General features: G+C 66.8%; 20 protein-coding genes. 10 read left to right on the top strand and 10 right to left on the bottom strand.

What is annotated here, in order from left to right:
- Window positions 1–83 precede the first annotated feature (83 nt).
- Complete coding sequence (locus OG300_RS05740; RefSeq protein ID WP_405492872.1) at window positions 84–689, bottom strand: TetR/AcrR family transcriptional regulator; 606 nt, start codon at window positions 687–689, stop codon at window positions 84–86.
- A gap of 61 nt (window positions 690–750) precedes the next feature.
- On the opposite strand from OG300_RS05740, the gene OG300_RS05735 reads away from it, so the two are divergent.
- Window positions 751–1,488, top strand: a complete 738-nt coding sequence (locus tag OG300_RS05735) for a nuclear transport factor 2 family protein (RefSeq protein WP_405492870.1) — start codon at window positions 751–753, stop codon at window positions 1,486–1,488.
- Here the strand turns inward: OG300_RS05735 and OG300_RS05730 are convergent.
- The 3 genes from OG300_RS05730 to OG300_RS05720 all read right to left on the bottom strand — a co-directional run bounded on the left by OG300_RS05730 (window position 1,477) and on the right by OG300_RS05720 (window position 3,289).
- Entirely contained in the window at window positions 1,477–1,821 is a 345-nt protein-coding gene (locus OG300_RS05730) for an HIT family protein (protein ID WP_405492868.1), read from the bottom strand. The genes OG300_RS05735 and OG300_RS05730 overlap by 12 nt on opposite strands.
- 62 nt (window positions 1,822–1,883) lie before the next feature.
- Window positions 1,884–2,306, bottom strand: a complete 423-nt coding sequence (locus tag OG300_RS05725) for a hypothetical protein (protein WP_405492866.1) — start codon at window positions 2,304–2,306, stop codon at window positions 1,884–1,886.
- A gap of 143 nt (window positions 2,307–2,449) precedes the next feature.
- A complete protein-coding gene (locus OG300_RS05720) occupies window positions 2,450–3,289 on the bottom strand; it encodes an SDR family oxidoreductase (RefSeq protein WP_405492864.1) in 840 nt (279 codons plus the stop codon).
- 64 nt (window positions 3,290–3,353) lie between these two features.
- Between OG300_RS05720 and OG300_RS05715 the strand changes: the two genes are divergently transcribed.
- The 4 genes from OG300_RS05715 to OG300_RS05700 all read left to right on the top strand — a co-directional run bounded on the left by OG300_RS05715 (window position 3,354) and on the right by OG300_RS05700 (window position 5,503).
- A complete protein-coding gene (locus OG300_RS05715) occupies window positions 3,354–3,749 on the top strand; it encodes a winged helix-turn-helix transcriptional regulator (protein ID WP_405492862.1) in 396 nt (131 codons plus the stop codon).
- 116 nt (window positions 3,750–3,865) lie between these two features.
- A complete protein-coding gene (locus OG300_RS05710) occupies window positions 3,866–4,171 on the top strand; it encodes a hypothetical protein (protein ID WP_405492860.1) in 306 nt (101 codons plus the stop codon).
- Between the two features lie 204 nt (window positions 4,172–4,375).
- A complete protein-coding gene (locus OG300_RS05705; protein ID WP_405492858.1) occupies window positions 4,376–4,711 on the top strand; it encodes a hypothetical protein in 336 nt (111 codons plus the stop codon).
- Between the two features lie 33 nt (window positions 4,712–4,744).
- Complete coding sequence (locus OG300_RS05700; protein WP_405492856.1) at window positions 4,745–5,503, top strand: class I SAM-dependent methyltransferase; 759 nt, start codon at window positions 4,745–4,747, stop codon at window positions 5,501–5,503.
- Here OG300_RS05700 and OG300_RS05695 read toward each other — a convergent pair.
- Entirely contained in the window at window positions 5,476–6,009 is a 534-nt protein-coding gene (locus OG300_RS05695) for a GNAT family N-acetyltransferase (protein WP_405492854.1), read from the bottom strand. The two genes, OG300_RS05700 and OG300_RS05695, sit on opposite strands and share 28 nt — an antisense overlap.
- Complete coding sequence (locus OG300_RS05690) at window positions 6,002–6,811, bottom strand: LysR family transcriptional regulator (protein ID WP_405492852.1); 810 nt, start codon at window positions 6,809–6,811, stop codon at window positions 6,002–6,004. The genes OG300_RS05695 and OG300_RS05690 overlap by 8 nt, the downstream gene beginning before the upstream one ends.
- A gap of 67 nt (window positions 6,812–6,878) precedes the next feature.
- Between OG300_RS05690 and OG300_RS05685 the strand changes: the two genes are divergently transcribed.
- A complete protein-coding gene (locus OG300_RS05685; RefSeq protein ID WP_405492850.1) occupies window positions 6,879–7,772 on the top strand; it encodes an NAD(P)H-binding protein in 894 nt (297 codons plus the stop codon).
- Window positions 7,773–7,782: 10 nt separating this feature from the next.
- Here OG300_RS05685 and OG300_RS05680 read toward each other — a convergent pair whose 3' ends face one another.
- Entirely contained in the window at window positions 7,783–8,103 is a 321-nt protein-coding gene (locus OG300_RS05680) for a hypothetical protein (protein WP_405492848.1), read from the bottom strand.
- Between the two features lie 125 nt (window positions 8,104–8,228).
- Here OG300_RS05680 and OG300_RS05675 point away from each other — a divergent pair, with 125 nt between their 5' ends.
- Together OG300_RS05675 and OG300_RS05670 are read left to right on the top strand one after the other, a co-directional pair.
- Entirely contained in the window at window positions 8,229–9,245 is a 1,017-nt protein-coding gene (locus OG300_RS05675) for a hypothetical protein (RefSeq protein ID WP_405492846.1), read from the top strand.
- A 167-nt stretch (window positions 9,246–9,412) separates the two neighbouring features.
- A complete protein-coding gene (locus tag OG300_RS05670; protein WP_405492844.1) occupies window positions 9,413–10,597 on the top strand; it encodes a hypothetical protein in 1,185 nt (394 codons plus the stop codon).
- Window positions 10,598–10,717: 120 nt separating this feature from the next.
- On the opposite strand, the gene OG300_RS05665 is transcribed toward OG300_RS05670, so the two are convergent.
- Entirely contained in the window at window positions 10,718–11,680 is a 963-nt protein-coding gene (locus OG300_RS05665) for a hypothetical protein (protein ID WP_405492842.1), read from the bottom strand.
- A 221-nt stretch (window positions 11,681–11,901) separates the two neighbouring features.
- Here OG300_RS05665 and OG300_RS05660 point away from each other — a divergent pair, with 221 nt between their 5' ends.
- Together OG300_RS05660 and OG300_RS05655 are read left to right on the top strand one after the other, a co-directional pair.
- Window positions 11,902–13,134 (top strand): MFS transporter, encoded by a 1,233-nt coding sequence (locus OG300_RS05660; RefSeq protein ID WP_405492840.1) that lies wholly within the window; start codon window positions 11,902–11,904, stop codon window positions 13,132–13,134.
- Between the two features lie 8 nt (window positions 13,135–13,142).
- A complete protein-coding gene (locus OG300_RS05655) occupies window positions 13,143–13,682 on the top strand; it encodes a GNAT family N-acetyltransferase (protein ID WP_405492838.1) in 540 nt (179 codons plus the stop codon).
- Between the two features lie 142 nt (window positions 13,683–13,824).
- On the opposite strand, the gene OG300_RS05650 is transcribed toward OG300_RS05655, so the two are convergent.
- Both OG300_RS05650 and zapE read right to left on the bottom strand, forming a co-directional pair.
- Window positions 13,825–14,631: a tyrosine-protein phosphatase gene (locus tag OG300_RS05650; protein WP_405492836.1), complete on the bottom strand. Its 807-nt coding sequence runs from the start codon at window positions 14,629–14,631 to the stop codon at window positions 13,825–13,827.
- Window positions 14,632–14,769: 138 nt separating this feature from the next.
- Complete coding sequence (gene zapE, locus OG300_RS05645) at window positions 14,770–15,792, bottom strand: cell division protein ZapE (protein WP_405492834.1); 1,023 nt, start codon at window positions 15,790–15,792, stop codon at window positions 14,770–14,772.
- Window positions 15,793–15,804: the final 12 nt, after the last annotated feature.

The following is a 15,804-nucleotide window of genomic DNA, read 5'->3' as shown; positions in this document are numbered from 1 at the left end:
CAGGTGATAGTAGACGAACGAATGCGGCCCGCAAGTGGCAAATCCACGCGAGGCCGACTGCGACACACCGCTGTTCGAAGCAACTAGCTGGCCTCCGCATCGACGGCGGCCGGAACACCGACGAGTTGGGTTGCGACGGTGGTGACGTGGTGGACGAAGGCGGTGCGGTCGGTGCCGAGGTTGCCTTCGATCCATTCCACGAACAGGGAGATCAGGGCGCCGAAGAGGGCGGAGAAGCGCATTCGGGTCCGGGGGTCGTCCGGGGAGCCGGGGATCAGGTCGCCGAGGGCGGACGTGGCCAGGGCCGGGATGGTTTCGCGGACATGGCGGCGTAGGCGCATGTCGGCGACGGGTTCGACGAGCAGGATGCGGCAGAGGCGGGGGTCGGATTCCATCAGGCGGGCGGCCGCGTCGAAGACGGCGGGGAGGTCGCGGGCCGCGGCCGCGGGGGCGACTGCCTGGTGCAGTTCGGACAGGGCGGTGGCGTAGACGGCGTGCAGGAGTTCGTCTATGTCGGTGAAGCTTTCGTAGAAGAACTTCTGACTCAGGGCTGCTTCGCGACACAGGGCCCGCATACCCAGGGCGGCAACGCCTTCCGTGCCGACAATCGCCATCCCGGCCGCGATCAGTTGCGCGCGACGGTCGGCGACCCGGTCGGTGGCGCTGCGGCCGCCGTAACTCCTTGACACGCCACCAACGTATCAGGAACCATCTGCTTCAGAAAGCAGTTGCTTCCAGATGGGGTACGGCATGTTCACCGACGAACAATTCCAGCGGGCGCTCGGGCAATCCCGCCTGGCACAACCGATTCCGGCAGTCCTCACCAACCGCGCCGTCCCGGTGCCGGTCCTCGACGAGACCCAGCTCTCCGCCATGACCGAAACCTGGTTCGCCGAATACGAACAGAAGATCGCCTGGTACGAGGCGCACGGCTTCGACATCGCCTGGACCCTCGACTGGGCAAAGAAGTACTGGTGGAGTTGGCAAGCCCGCGACATGAGCTACAACCACGAGCTCTACACCCCCGACCTCCGCTACAAGGACGTCACCACCCTCGGCGCCACCATGACCGGCCTCGACGAATTCATCACCTACAACTTCGCCTTCTTCGACGCCATCCCCGACTGGCGCTACGACCCCATCCCCGGCCAGTCCTACCTCGACATCACCCCGTCGGGCGAAGTCCGCATGGTCGTCCGCTACTACGGCAGCGGCCACCTCGTCGGCCCCCTGAAACTCCACCCCTACCAAGACGATTCGCCAGCCCTCCCCGGCAACGGCGCCTTTGTCCAATGCACCGCCGTCGACCGCTACCACTTCAACCAGGACCACCTCATGTACGAGGGCGAAACCCTCTACGACCTGATCGACGCCGTCCAACTAGCAGGACTGCTCCCCGGCCCGTCCAGCAAGAGCTTCAAATGGCTGATGCGCGGTGCGGGCCTCGCCACCCGAGTATCGACCGCTCTGAATCGCTCAACGCCGTGAGATGAACCGCGCGACACCCTCGCCCGCAGCGACATGCACGTGGAGATGACGGTTGTGCTGTTCCGCCCCAAGGGTTGTCAGGACTTGGCAGCCACCGTGCTCGGCCACAACACCCGCAGCGATCTGCTGGACGACAGCCAGCAGATGCGCGGCAAGACCCGGCTCGAGCTCCAGCAAGGAGCGAACATGCACCTTCGGAACAACGATCACGTGCTCGATGCCGAATCCCGGAATCGGCGGCCGGAATGCGAGTACGCGCTCCGTCTCCACCAAGATCTCGACTTCGATCAGACGCGGAATCACCTGCGCGCAATACCAATCCGGCTCGACCATGCCTCGACTGTATGGCGTCGCAGGACATAGACGCGCGGGTGAACAGGCCCCCTCGATGGGAATCAGTGCAGGGACCGTCGCCAAGGCTTCTCATCGGCCTTGGCCGCCACTGCTCCACTCGCCGTAATGAGTCGATCGAGGGCCTCACGATGCCGCAGCCACGCCTCTTCCACCTCGGCGTCGTCAGGCAGGTCCTGCCGCCACGTTCGCCCCAGTTCATGACCCGCCGCCTGCATCCCCCGCAGCGCATCATGCAGTTCGATATCCCGGCAGGCGATCTTCAACCGCGCCTCCGCGAGGAGATACTCGGCAATCGGCCACGCGGACACCACATCTCGCAACCCGAGCCTGCGTTCCTCCCACACCCGATTCCGAAGATCTTCCTCCAACGAAATCAGCTGCGCGCACTGCTCCGACACCAGGTCGGTGTGAGCATTCCGCCGATCTACGAGGCGGACGAGGTACTGCCCGATCACCGCGATCATGCCGCCGGTCAGCGCACCGACAATCGCAAACATTCCTTGCACGACTTCAGTTTCCAGGAGCGAGGCGGTCGACGCCGGTCAATATTCGCGCTCCCGCCGCGCGATCCATCTGCTCGGCAGCCTGGCCTGGTGATGGCAGGAAGTCAGCGGAAGTCGGCTACGTGATCTCTGGCCCATTCGGCGAATGTCCTTGCGGGGCAGCCGAGGATGCTCGTGATGGGGGTTGGCGGTGGCGGCGGTGTGGTCGCGGCGACCTTCCATCCGGCCAGTACCGCCTGGGCGACAAACGGTGACATCGACTCGGCCAACTCCGCAGCGACCTCGTCGACGGACGAATGTTCGACGGTGATGTCCCGGCCGAGAGCGTCACCGATGTGCCGCACTTGGCGACTCAGGGTCAGAGCTTCGGGGCCGGATATCGCGTAGGCCCGGCCGCGATGGGTGGGATCGGTCAGTGCGGCCACCGCGAGTGCCGCTACATCCATTTCGTGGACAGGGGCGGTCATCGCGTCGGGGTACGGCAGCCGGACGGTGCGCGCTTCGCGGATGGGCCGCTGCCACGACCACAGGCTGTTGGTGGCGAACATTCCGGGTCGGATGAAAGTCCAGGCCAGAGTTGATCTCTCGAGCGCCGATTCCACTCGGCTGTGCAGCCACGCTGCCGGGCTCGAGGACGACTCGACATCCATGACGGCTATCGACGAGAGCAGCACGATATGTTGCACGCCAGCGGATTCGGCGGCCTGCACGAACTCCTCTACGCCTGTCGGCCTGGCGTAGAGGAAGACACTGTGAGCATTTCGCAGTGCGGGGGCGTGAGTTTCGGGCTTTTCGAGATCGGCGACGACGGTATCCGCGCCGACGGGAAGCCCCGCGGATGAGGGACGTCTGACTATCGAACGTACTTGCACACCAGCGGAATTCAATCCGGATACCACGTGGCGGCCGACATTCCCACCGGCCCCGAAAACGACTGTCAACATGGCCGGAACCCTAGGACCGAGGCAACACCTCGGGTAAGAACCCACCTGCGGGTAAGCTGCCGAAATGACGGTACGTTCGCAGGTCTCACACCGCGCCGCACCGGGAGCCGGTGACGCACATAACATCGAATGCTCGGCACGCGAGGTAGTTGACGTCACCAGCCGATGGGGCGGCCACATTCTGAATGCGTTGCGAGACGGAGCATTACGCTTCTCCGAACTCCATGCCGCCATCGACGGAATCAGCGACAAGATGCTGTCGCAGACCCTCCGCACCCAGATCCGCGACGGGCTGATCACCCGCAGCGTCGAACCCACCACGCCACCACGAGTCAGCTACGAACTCACCGAACTCGGCCACAGCCTCACCGAGTCACTGCAACCGTTCCTGGCATGGGTCCGCCTCCACGCCGCAGACGTAGCCGTTGCGCGACAGAGCTACGACGAACAGACGACGTGATCACGGGAACGACCCGGCAGTTCGCGGCAAGATCACCCAGGATGTCCGTGGCGTGAACGCTATCCCGGTCGGGCAATTCGGTTGAGGCGGTGCGTTTCAGCAGCGAGGATCGACTGATGGCGGGTGCGCGGTTCGTGCGGCGGGTGGACGGGTTGACCTACGAGTTCATGCGGGATGGGGATTGGGAGGGGTATCCGTCGTTCAAGCGGGTCGATCTCGACATCTGGTGTCGGCGGTTGCCGGGGTTCGGGTGGGTGGTGTGCGATGCGGGTGGAACGGTGTCGAGTCGGCCGTTCGGTGACGGCGGATGGGGTGAGGTTCCGCCGGAAGGGGTTTGGGTGAGTTTCAAGGGTGATCGGTCGTATGTGTACGACATGGTGCGGGTCGAGATCGAGGGCGGGGCGGTCGGTGGAGGTTTGTAGGGTGAGGGGATGGGGGTTCGGGGTGCGAAGCGTCTACTCAGAAAGGCCTTGATCAGGGTCGGGGTGGTGGCCATGGTCGGGGCTTTGGGGGTTGTTGTGCAATTCCACCAGGGAACGCCGAGTTCGATTCCCCCGAATCCGACGTGCGGGTCATTGTCTGAAGGTCGAGCACGAGCAGAATTGAGTCGGTATTTCAATATTGCTGTGCCCGAGCAGTTCCGGCTGGCCCGGATGGAGGATCACTGCACCGGGTCAGGGTGGATGGCCGACCCGGCGTATGAATATGTCGGGCGGTTCACCGCGCCGACTGCGGCAGTCGGTGAGCATTCCCTGTCGATTCCCTCGAACTATGTTCAGCGGGTGGGTATTTGCGCTGACACCGCGCGCGAGAAGCCAACCGGGCTCGATTGCGCCGCTGGGACTGCGATCACGCTCTATCACGAGCAGGCGGTGGACTGGAACTTGTGCTCGGTCCTGGTGGTCGAGCGTGCAAGATTCACCGATTTGTATGCCGACTGCCAGTGGGGCTACATCGGATAGGTCTCACTGTGTATCAACAGGTTTCGAAATGCCATGGGTTCTGCCCTCAGCCGAACAAATCGCGGGCAGCGGCGGGCGGATGATCTCATTCAGGGTATGACGCAGGCCGCGTACGACGAGATCGCAGAGTGGTACGAGCACACGTTTCTCGCTGATCAACATGCGTCGGCGGGAGGGCAGGGGGCGGATCCGCTGGGGATTCGGAAGGCGCTCGACGTGCTGCTGAGCGAAGGCCACGGGCCTTGTCTCGATATCGGTTGCGGGACGGGGGTTTTCGCCGGGCAGGTACGGGGGCTCGGGTGGGATCCGGTTGGGGTTGATTTGTCGGGGCAGATGTTGCGGTATGCCGTGGGGCGGCTGCCGGTGGCTCGGGCGGATGGGACGGCATTGCCGATTCGGGACGCGAGTATGGCTGCGGCGGTGGCGGTTATGGTGCACACCGATATGCCGGACTATCCGGCGGTGGTGGGTGAGGTCGCGCGGGTGTTGCGGCCGGGTGGGCGGTTTGTGCATGTCGGGGTGCATCCGTGCTTTTGTGGCGGGTTCGCCGACCGCGGGGATCCGGACGCTGTCGTGATTCGGCCGGGATACGGTGAGCCGCACTGGACTACGGCCTCGTGGACCAAACGCGGGCTGCGCGACAAGGTGGGGGCGTCGCACCTTCCGCTACCGGAACTGTTGCGGACATTCACCGAAAATGGCTTGGTGCTGGACGATTTCATGGAGGGCGGCGGCCCTACGCCTACCGTTTTCGCGGTGAGGGCTCACAGGTTGCCCGCGGCGACCTCGTAGATGAATTCGAGGCCGTCTTCGTCGTCCCATTGCTCGCCGGTTCGGGTGAAGCCGTATCGGGAGACGAGGTTGTAGGAGGGCTGGTTGTCGGGGCGGATGGAGGCTCGGACGGTTTTCACGTCGGGGTCCTGGGCCGCTCGGGACAGTAAGGCTTCCAGGGCTGCGCGGGCGTAGCCGCGGCGGCGGTGGTCGGGGTCTACGGCGTAGCCGATTTCGACCATGCCCGAATCGTCGGGGGGAGCGTGGAAACCGGCTCGGCCCACTGCTATTCGACGGTTGGTATCCCAAATGACACCGGTTACCCAGAGGGCGGTGGAGGGGTCCGTTCGGACTTGAGATGCGCGGCGGGACCAGGTTTGCCGCCAGTGGGGGTCGGTGAAGGCGTCGGTCAGGGGCACCGGGCTCACGGCATTGGCGGCAGCGAGGTCGCCTTCGGCGAGGGCTTCGAAAGCTTCGAGGGTGAGGTGGACGATGCGGACCTCGGGGCCGGCGTCACGGTCAGGCATGGCGCAGCATCTCGGTGGCGAGAGCGAGGAATTCTCGGAGGAGTTTGTCGTGGTGGTCGACGGGGACGGCCAGGCAGGTGTCGGAGCCGGGGGCGTCGGTGACCAGGCGGTGGACCAGGTCGGGGCGGACGTAGGCGCGGGCCACGCTGCGGGGGACGAGGGCCAGGCCCTGGCCGGAGGCGATGAGCTCGAACTTTTCCTCCAGGGTCGAGTTGCGGCGCTTCTCCGGGTGCAGCATGCGCTCGCCGTCGAGGTCGGCGAGGGTGAGATCGGCGCGGGCGGCCAAGGGGTGCGCGGCGGGCAGGCAGACCACGCGGGGGTCGTGGCCGACACGGATCACCTGTAGGCCGGATTCATCGAAAGGCTCTCGCAGGTAACCGATCTGGGCTCGGCCGTCCCGCAGGGGCGCGTCCGGCTCCCACCAGCGCACGGGGACGACATCGGTTTCGACATCGGGGTGGCGGGTGGTGAACTCGCGGATCACCTCGGAGACATACAGTCCCGGCGAAAAGGCGACCACGAGGCGACGCACGCTGCGGTCGACGTCGTGGACACGACGCACCACCGCGTCGACGGCGGCGAGGATGCCCTGCGACTCCTCGTAGAGCCGCTGCCCGGCGGGCGTCAACTGCACGGTGCGGGTGGTGCGCACGAACAGGGCGCAATCCAGCTCCTGCTCGAAGGCCTTGATCTGACGGCTCAGCACCGGCTGGGCGATATAGAGCTTCTCGGCGGCCCGGCCGAAGTTCCGGTGCTCGGCCACCGCGGCGAAGTAGCGGAGCTTGCGCAGATCCAGATCCATACCTTCAGGGTATCAATTGATGGAAAGGGTCTTGGACTCGGCGACGCGGCGTCAGCAGACTCGAAGCATGATCGTCATCACCGCACCGACCGGCAACATCGGCAGCCGGGTACTCGATATTCTGCTCGAAACATCTACTCGCAGTGAGGAATTGCGCGTCATCGTGCGCGATCCCGCGAAGCTTCCCGAGGCGGCGCGCGAACGCGTCGACATCATCACCGGATCACACCGCGATGCCGACGTGGTGGACCGGGCCTTCGACGGCGCGGACGCCGTCTTCTGGCTCGCCCCGCCCGACCTGCACGCGCCGAGCCTGGACTCCGTGTACACCGGATTCACCCGCGCCGCCGCGAAGGCCTTCACCACCCACCAGGTCGGGCACGTCGTCAGCGTCTCCTCGCTCGGGCGCGGTACTCCCCTCGCGGATCACGCGGGACACGTGACCGCATCCCTGGCGATGGACGACCTGATCGCGAGCACCGGCGTCGCCTACCGGACGCTGACCAACCCCAGCTTCATGGACAACCTGCTGTGGCAGGCGATTCCGATCCGGGACAACGGCGTGTTCACCGGCACCCTGGACGCCGATCACAAGAGCCCGACCGTCGCCATCCGCGATATCGCGGCGGCGGCCGCCCGTCTGCTGCTCGACCGCACCTGGACCGGAACCGGCGAGATCCCGCTGCTCGGCCCCGCGGACCTGAGCCCGAATGAAATGGCGCACACCATGTCCGAGGTACTCGGCCGACCGGTGCGATACCAGCAGCAGACGCTCGAGGACCTGCGTGCCGGATTCATCGCGCGCGGCGTCGGGGACGCGATCGCGGACGCCTACGTCGACATGATGCGCGCCAAGGGCGATGGCATCGACGACGGTTACCCGCGCACCGATCCCACCCTCAGCCCGACGAGCTTCCGCGAATGGTGCGAGCAGAGCCTGGCACCGGCAGTACGGGCGTGATGCCGGGGCGCTAGCCGCGCTCGTCCCGCTTGCGCAGCTGCCGGATCACGAACTCCCCCAGCGGAATATCGGGCCGCTTACGCCAGCCTCGCTTGAACCAGTTCGATGTCGTTGTGCCGAGTCGGTTTTCCGCCCCCTCGGACACCTCCGGCGCGACCACGCCGCGCACGGCCGCCACCGTCTGGCGGTCCTGCCGGCGGTCGGCACGATTCGGCCGCCGCTTGTTGAGACGAATGGCTTTCCGGGAACTCTTGTCGTTCTCGCCATGGGCGTTGCGGCGGTCTCGGGCGTAGCTCAGCGCCTTCTTCTCCTGCGGGCTCTTGGCGGTCACGAGACCCATCCTAAGTCGGTGGGTTGGGTTAGGTTGGGGGCGTTGTTGGGACAGGGAGTGGAGTAATGGGGATATTCTCGCGACGCAAAAATGAGCCCGAGGATGAATACGGGTTCGCACGTTCGGTGGGGGAAATCAAGACTTTCCAGGATGCGGTGCCGCTGCTGCGGTCGATCGTCATGCCCGCCACCTACGGGGACGAAATCGCCGGTGACACACCGATTTCCCGGCCCACACTGCCGTTCCTGCGGGAATACGTGGTGCTCTACTTCCCGGACGGGTACGTGCATCTGAATCGAAAGATGCTGGCGGACTGGGGATTCACCGACGACGTGGAGGTCGCGTTCGAGATCTCCCAGGCGTTCATGCGCACCATCGGCAAGCAGATGCTCACCCAGCCCGCGCCGCGAACCCGCCCGGCGCTGATCGAGGTGGGCGATCCGAGCAACAGCTTCGGAAGCAGCAACCTGATCACCCAGGGCTGGCTGGCCGCCGCCACCGAGGTGCTCGGCACGCCGACCGTGGCGTTCCTGCCCGCACCCGGAATGTGCACTCTCGCCATCGGTTTCAACGAGAGCATGATGCCGGACCTGTTCGCGCACGTGCTCGAGAAATACCAGCGGGCCGAGGTGAAGCTGTCACCGTGCTTGTACACCGCAGTCGAGGGCGAGGTCGTGGCCTACCGGGGTGAGCCGGGCAGCGCTGCGTGGAAGGCCGCGCGGTTCGCCGACGTCCGGCTGGCGATCGACTCCTACAGCCGCCAGGCCGAGCGCCTCGAACAGGCGTACGCCGACGACGACGATGTGTTCATCGCCAGCCTCACCGGATACGTCGACGACACCGACACCGCGCGCACCGTCGCGACCTGGACCCACTACATCCCGACCACCCTGCTGCCCAAGGCCGACGAGATCAACTTCGTGATCGTCGACAACGACGGCACCGGCGGAATCCTGTTCTGCGCCGACTGGGACGTGGTCGCCGCCCACGTCGACCTCACCCCGGTCGACGGCATCGACCCGCCCCGCTACGCCGTCGGAGCCCACCCCGACGCCGCCGTCATGAACCGCCTCGCCACCCTCGCCAAGCCCGAGGAGATCCCACCCCACCTGCGCTACTCCCCCACCCCGGACCAGCCCTGAATACCAAGATCAAGGAGCTCTCACCGCGGAAATTCGCCCGGCTCCGCACGGTGAGAGCTCCTTGATCTTGATCCGTGGGCTGGGGCGAGCCGGGCGGAATGCGGTCGGGTGTCGGTGGGCGCGGCTACGCTCGTCGAACAGACTGGCGAACATGGGTAGGGGCTGCCTTGACTACGAGCGAGACACGCACCACGCAGGGTGAATCGCGGGACGACCCGGGTGCGGGGGTCGACTTCGGGCTGGAGGATCTCAACGAGGTGCTGGCCGGGATGGTCGGAGAGGTCGCGCAGGAGCGGGCGCGGGATGCCGAGTTGATCACCTGCCGACTCGGACTCGACGGAGAGAGTCCGGAGACGCTGATGCTGCTGGGGGCGCGGTTCGGGGTATCGCGGGATCGGGCGCGGCAGCTGTACACCCGGGCGGTGGGGGTGATGGTGCGGCAGGCCCTGGCCACGGGGGTGCCGGATCTGAGCGTGTTCGCGCAGCGGTACCCGTACGGGCGGGGCGACGAACGGCTGGTGCGGATCCTGCTCGCGGAAACCTATGCCACCGACACCGATATCGCCGCGCAGGACTGGTCGTATCTGAAGCTGCGGCTCGCCGGACATGATCTACAGGACGCGAAACGATTGGCGGGGTTCGTGTTCCAGCGGATCGCGGGATGGCAGCAGAAGGGGCGCTGGCATCTGATGCCGACACCGCACCCGGAGGACGCGTCCGACGATGTCTGGAATCCATGGCTGAAACGGGTGGAGTGGGGCGCGGGAACCCCGGCCGAACTGCCCGCCCTGCCCGCCGGGCGCATCGACTACGACGATGACGGGCGCGGGCGGGTGTTCTCCGAAAAGCTCGGGCGCGAAGTCACTTTCGACACCGGACTACAGGCGCGGCTGCTGCGGCAGCTCGACACCAGCCCGCGGGTGCGGACCTTCCGTGAGCTGCCCGCCGCCGTCACCTACGAGGTCGACGGCACCGAACGCGTCCACTACCCCACCGTCGCCGCGCAATTCACCGACGACCGGGTGGTGCTGTTCGACGTGGCGCCGCTCGCGCACGCCGGCTTCCAGGTACAGCGCGCCCGCGCCGCCGCCGGACGGGCCTACGCGCACGCGCACGGCTGGGGCTGGCTGTCGTGGACCGGCAGCCGCCTGGGTGTGGCGGACCTGATGACCCGAAAGGTGAACGCCCGCCACGACACCGCGCTCACCAACCTCCTCGCGACCGGCCCCGTGAGCTGGCCCGAGCTACAGGCCTACCGCGACAAGTCCGGTCTGGAGATGCTGGACCTGGCCGCCCTGACCCTGCGCCACGACTGGCACTGGCACCGCGGCCCGTTCCGGCTGAGCCGTTGACCTGACACCCGCCCCATCCGCCGCGGGTACGACCCTCAGCTGCCGCGGCACAACCCCACGGATCGAAGTCGAGCCCGGCCCCTGGGACTCAGGGGCCGGGCTCGGCGAATTCGGGGCGGCCTACTTGAGCAGCAGGCCCGCGCAGATGAAGGTGACGATCACCAGGACCGCGAACCAGGTGATCAACTGCCAGTGCAGGATCGCGGACTTCTGACCGGAGACCGTGAGGCGCAGGGTGGCGTCCACGCGGTCGTGATCGGCGATGCGGCGGCGGGTCTTGGCCAGATCGTCGGCCTGCTGCTGGGCCGCCACCTCGGCGCGCTCGAGGCGGTGGTTGAGGCGCAGCAGCTGCTTGGTCTTGTCGCGAGTGGCCTTGCGGGCCAAGGCGAGCGCGGTGCGCTGGTTCTGCAACTCCTGGCGTTGGCGCGCGATCACCGCGGCCTGTGTGCGGGTGTGCCGCTCCCAATCGGTCACTGTCGCCCATCCTCCCGTGTGCTCGTCGCGGCAGCCGTACGCTATCTCCCCCGACACCCAGTCGGACAGGAACTCACGCAGTTCACAGGCAGTCTGACGCGGCACCACCACACCGCCGGGACCGGCCGCCAGCAGACCGCCCACGACCCGGTAATCGCAACCCTCGGCGGCGAAGTCGGCCAGGCCCAGGGCCGGTAGCTGCGCGGTCCAGAAGCCGGGCGGGCAGATCCACAGCACCTCGTCGGCGCCGGCGGCGCGCAGCTCGGCGGTGAACCTGCGGGCCTGCGCCAACTCCGGTGGCGCAGTGACGACCTCGATGACGCAGGTGCGATCGCCCTTGCGCCACAACACGTCCGGGTTCAGCACGCCCATGGAGACGTCCACGTGCGCCTCGTCCGCCCCGGCCGCCAGCAGGCGGCCGCGTAGCCAGAACTCGAGACGCTGCACCTCCCAGCGGCAGTCCGCGCAGTCGGTTTCACAACTGCCGCCGTCCGCACCGTGCCCGCGCGAATCTCCTTCCGCGGACTTCGGATTGGGCGTCGGGTCCGGCGTCGGTTCGGCCAGTGCCACCGCCCGTTCGCGCGGCACCTCGACTCGCCTCGTGCTCACAAGATCACCCCAGCCACCACACTCACCGCCCGGGCCGCTTCCGCTGTTTCGGAAACCACCAGCCCGAGCCGTTACTTCAAGAGTGCCGCAGCGCGACCACCCTCCGGCAGGAAAGCGACCAGATTCGTTACGCAACCGCGAGCAGCGTGTGATCAATCGCGGCGCGTATCGTAACCCCGGCCCGGGATGCCGCAACGCGCTGCCGCCGCTACTCTTTCGCCATGTTCCCCCCGCCATCCACGAAGTCCCAGCTCGGCGAGCTACCACAGCCGCTACGGGCCGCGCGAGCCGCCAATTCCGTGGCCTTCGCACTGCAGGGCTTCTTCCTGGCCGTCGTACTCACCGAATTGCCGCAGCAGAAGGACCGATTCGGGCTCACCGACGGTCTGATCGTGGCCCTGGTCGCGGTGATCTCGGTGCTGGCCGGAGCCGGCAGCGTCACCGCCGAACGGCTCGCGCTGCGCTGGTCGAGCCGCACCGCGCTGTGCATCGGACTCTGGGTGGTGGCCGCCTCGGGTGTCGCGATCGCGCTGTCGCCCAACAAGCCCATGCTGTTCGTGGCGCTCGGCGTGTACGGGGTGGGCGTCGGCATCGTCGACGCCGGAACCAATATGCAGGCGGTATTCATTCAACACGGCTATGGCCGATTCGTGCTGTCGTCGTTCTACGCGGCGTGGAGCGCGGGCTCGATCGTGGGCGCGCTGTTCGTGGCGGCGTTCGAGGGGCTGAAAGTGTCGCTGGTGGCGTCGGTGCTGACGGCCGCCGCGGTGGTCGCCATCGGCGTGCTGGTCTTCGGGCCGCGACTGCTGGGCACCGACGAGGCGGAAGCCGGTCCGGCGGAACAGAAACCGGCCACCTCGGTGCCGACACGGACCTTCCTGATCTTCGGCGGGGTGATCGCACTGGCCTTCGCCATCGACCTCGCCGTGGGCAACTGGTCGGCGCTGTACTTGAAAGACGAACTGCTGTCGTCCTCCGCGACGGCCGCGCTGGCGCTCGCCGCCTACCAGGGGGCATCACTGGTCGGACGACTCACCGGCGACCTGTGGGTGCGGCGCTGGGGGCCGCGCATGGTGGTGCGGGTGGCGGCGATCGTCGGATCGGTCGGACTGGTGATCGTGGTCGCCGCACCGGGACCCGTGGTGGCGATCCTGGGCTTCCTGATCGCCGGCATCGGACTGCCGATCATCGCGCCGCTGTGCTTCAGCGAGGCCGGACAGCTCACCAGCGGACGCGATCTCGACGCACTCATCGCCCGGCTCAACCTGTTCAACTACGCGGGCACCCTGGTCGGCGGCGCGGTGGTCGGCGCGGTCGCCGACGCCGCCGATATGCGGGCCGGTTTCGCCATCCCGCTGGCGTTCGCGATCGTGCTGATCGGGGTCGCGCGGGTGTTCCACACCCGGACCGGCGCGACCACCTCGGCCGCCGCGCCCGCACCCGAACCTGCTTGACTGGACCGGTGAGCGACACCGCAGTAATCGTCGAACGGGCCACCGCGGCCGACGCCGTCGAACTCGCCGAGGTGGCGGCCACCACCTTCCCGCTGGCCTGCCCGCCCGGATCCACGCCCGAGGACATGGCCGCGTTCATCGCGGAGGTGTTGTCGGCGGACCGATTCCGCGCATACCTGGCCGATTCGGATCGGATCGTGCTGAAAGCGGTTGCCGACGGGCACATCACGGGCTACGCGCTGTTGAACGCCATGGAGCCCGCGGATCCGGACGTGGCCGCCGTGATCACGCTGCGCCCGGTGACGGAACTCAGCAAGATGTACGTGCTGCCCGGACAGCACGGTCGCGGCGTCTCCGCGGCACTCATGCGCACCGCGATCGACCTCGCGCGAGAACACGGCAGCAAGGCGGTGTGGCTGGGCGTGAACCAGGAGAATGTCCGCGCCCAGCGCTTCTACAGCAAACACGGTTTCGGTGTCGCGGGCACCAAGACCTTCACCGTCGGAACCCAGCTGCACCACGACTACGTCATGGAACACAGGTTCTGACCGGTCACCTCGCATCGATCCGTACGCCGGCCAGACGGAAACGGTTGCGCACCAAGCATGTTCGGTGCGAAACCCTCGGATACGACGAACGCCGCACGGTGCGGACCGTCCGGCGTTCGGGAGAAACTCGCGAATCAGGCTGTCAGGACAGCATTTTCGCCTTCAGCGCGGTGACGTCGGCATCGCTGAGCTTCAGGCCGTCGTGCACGTAGTTGTCGAAACTGCCGTAGCTCTTGTTCACCTGATCGAACGCGGCGTCCAGCGCCGAGGCGGTGACGCCGTTCATCATGTCGCCGTCCTTGGCGCCACGGTAGTAGTTCGACAGCAGGTAGTCGTAGTAGACCGTGTCCTTGTCGACGCCCAGGATGGTCAGCAGCACGGCCGAGGTCCAGCCGGTGCGATCCTTGCCCGCCGAGCAGTGGAACAGCACGCCGCCGGGGTTGTAGGCGATGTCGCGCAGCACGTTCGAGAAGGCGTCGTTCGCGCCGGGCGCGGTGATGAACGCGCGGTACAGGTCCGCGCCCGCGGACAGGGTGGAAGCCATCACCTGCGGCGGGGCCTGACCGATGACGTCGTCGTGATGCTCGGCGGCACCGGCGGGGACCTTGTCGACGCCCATGAGCTGCTGCTCGTAGCTGGTGCGCAGATCGTGCACCGAGGCCACATTCAGCGAGGTGAGCTTGGCGAGGTCGGCGTCGGTGGCCTTGCTCAGGTCGCCGGTGCGGAAGACCAGACCGGTGCGGACGCTGTGACCGTCCACGGTGGTGTAGCCGCCCGCGTCGCGGGCGTTGAGGACGCCGGTCAGGCCGAGGGCCCGGTTGTCGGTGTTGACGACCACGCTGCTGGTGGCGGCGGGCGGGTCGGCGGCGAAGGCGATCGCCGTGGAACCGAGGGTGGCGGAAAGCGCGATGGTTACCACCGCGGCGGCTTCGACAGCACGTTTGCGCAAGGTACTTCTCCTTCCGGGGCCCGAAAACCGTATTCGGATCGGCTTTCGCGAACTCATCGAAACTTATTACCTAAGGGAACGATAAGAGCCACCGGGGTACCCGTGGACCGGCCGAGTTCGCTCGACCGGTCGACAGCATCAGGCCGCCGTGGGCGCTTCGAAGCGCGACAGCGCCAGCAGACGCGAGATCGCGCGCAGATACTTCTTGCGGTACCCGCCGTCGAGCATCTCCTGCGGGAAGATCTCATCGAGCTTCGCGCCCGACACCGTCACCGGCGTGCCCGCGTCGTAGAGCCGGTCGGCCAGCACCACGATCCGCAGCGCCACCGCCTGATCGGTGACCGGATGCACGCCCTCGATGAACACCGCCGACACCCCGTTGATCAGCGCGCCGTAGCGCGACGGGTGCAGCGTGCTCAGATGCTTCAGCAGCGCGTCGAAGTCGTCGAGCGTGGAATCCGGTGTGGCCTCGGCCCTTTCGACCAGCAGGTCGGCGGCCGTCGGCTCGGGAGCGGGCGGCAGATCACGGTGGCGGTAGTCCGGGCCGTCGACTCGGATCGGCTCGAACAGCGCGCCCAGCTTCTTGATCTCGCGCAGGAAGTCCTGTGCGGCGAAGCGGCCCTCACCCAGCTGACCCGGCAGCGTGTTCGAGGTCGCGACCACCGACACCCCGCGCTCGGTCAACTCGGCCAGCAGCCGCGACACCAGCATGGTGTCGCCCGGATCGTCGAGCTCGAACTCGTCGATGCACAGCACACTGTTGGCGGAGAGACGCTCGACCGCATTGTTGAAGCCCAGCGCACCAACCAGATTGGTGAGCTCACCGAAGGTGCCGAAAGACTTCGGTTCCGGCACACTGTGATAGATCGAGGCCAGCAGGTGGGTCTTGCCGACACCGAAACCGCCGTCCAGGTACAGCCCGATGCCGTGCACCGGCTTGCGCTTACCGAACAGCGACTTCTTGTCGGCGGCCTTACGCAGCTTGGTGACCTGATCCGCGAAAAGCTCGGCCTTCAGCACGGCCGCGGCCTGCGAGGGTTCCTTCGGGTCCGGAATGTAGGAACCGAAGCTCACCTCGTCGAAGGTGGGCGGCGGAACCATCTGGGCCACCAGCTGGTCTGCCGGAACCTCCGGGTGGCGATCGACGAGGCGTTGTTGCACTGCGACAGCCTA

Source organism: Nocardia sp. NBC_00511, assembly GCF_045161165.1.
In the GTDB taxonomy this organism is placed as follows: domain Bacteria; phylum Actinomycetota; class Actinomycetes; order Mycobacteriales; family Mycobacteriaceae; genus Nocardia.
The sequence above is the reverse complement of the archived record's forward strand: the minus strand, read 5'-3'. Positions and strand labels throughout refer to the sequence as shown.

Bases quoted from the DNA above. Each gene is read 5' to 3' on its own strand.
- OG300_RS05735 (WP_405492870.1), top strand. From the start codon at position 751: ATGTTCACCGACGAACAATTCCAGCGGGCGCTCGGGCAATCCCGCCTG.
- OG300_RS05730 (WP_405492868.1), bottom strand. From the start codon at position 1,821: ATGGTCGAGCCGGATTGGTATTGCGCGCAGGTGATTCCGCGTCTGATC.
- OG300_RS05725 (WP_405492866.1), bottom strand. From the start codon at position 2,306: ATGATCGCGGTGATCGGGCAGTACCTCGTCCGCCTCGTAGATCGGCGG.
- OG300_RS05720 (WP_405492864.1), bottom strand. From the start codon at position 3,289: ATGTTGACAGTCGTTTTCGGGGCCGGTGGGAATGTCGGCCGCCACGTG.
- OG300_RS05715 (WP_405492862.1), top strand. From the start codon at position 3,354: ATGACGGTACGTTCGCAGGTCTCACACCGCGCCGCACCGGGAGCCGGT.
- OG300_RS05710 (WP_405492860.1), top strand. From the start codon at position 3,866: ATGGCGGGTGCGCGGTTCGTGCGGCGGGTGGACGGGTTGACCTACGAG.
- OG300_RS05700 (WP_405492856.1), top strand. From the start codon at position 4,745: ATGGGTTCTGCCCTCAGCCGAACAAATCGCGGGCAGCGGCGGGCGGAT.
- OG300_RS05695 (WP_405492854.1), bottom strand. From the start codon at position 6,009: ATGCCTGACCGTGACGCCGGCCCCGAGGTCCGCATCGTCCACCTCACC.
- OG300_RS05690 (WP_405492852.1), bottom strand. From the start codon at position 6,811: ATGGATCTGGATCTGCGCAAGCTCCGCTACTTCGCCGCGGTGGCCGAG.
- OG300_RS05685 (WP_405492850.1), top strand. From the start codon at position 6,879: ATGATCGTCATCACCGCACCGACCGGCAACATCGGCAGCCGGGTACTC.
- OG300_RS05660 (WP_405492840.1), top strand. From the start codon at position 11,902: ATGTTCCCCCCGCCATCCACGAAGTCCCAGCTCGGCGAGCTACCACAG.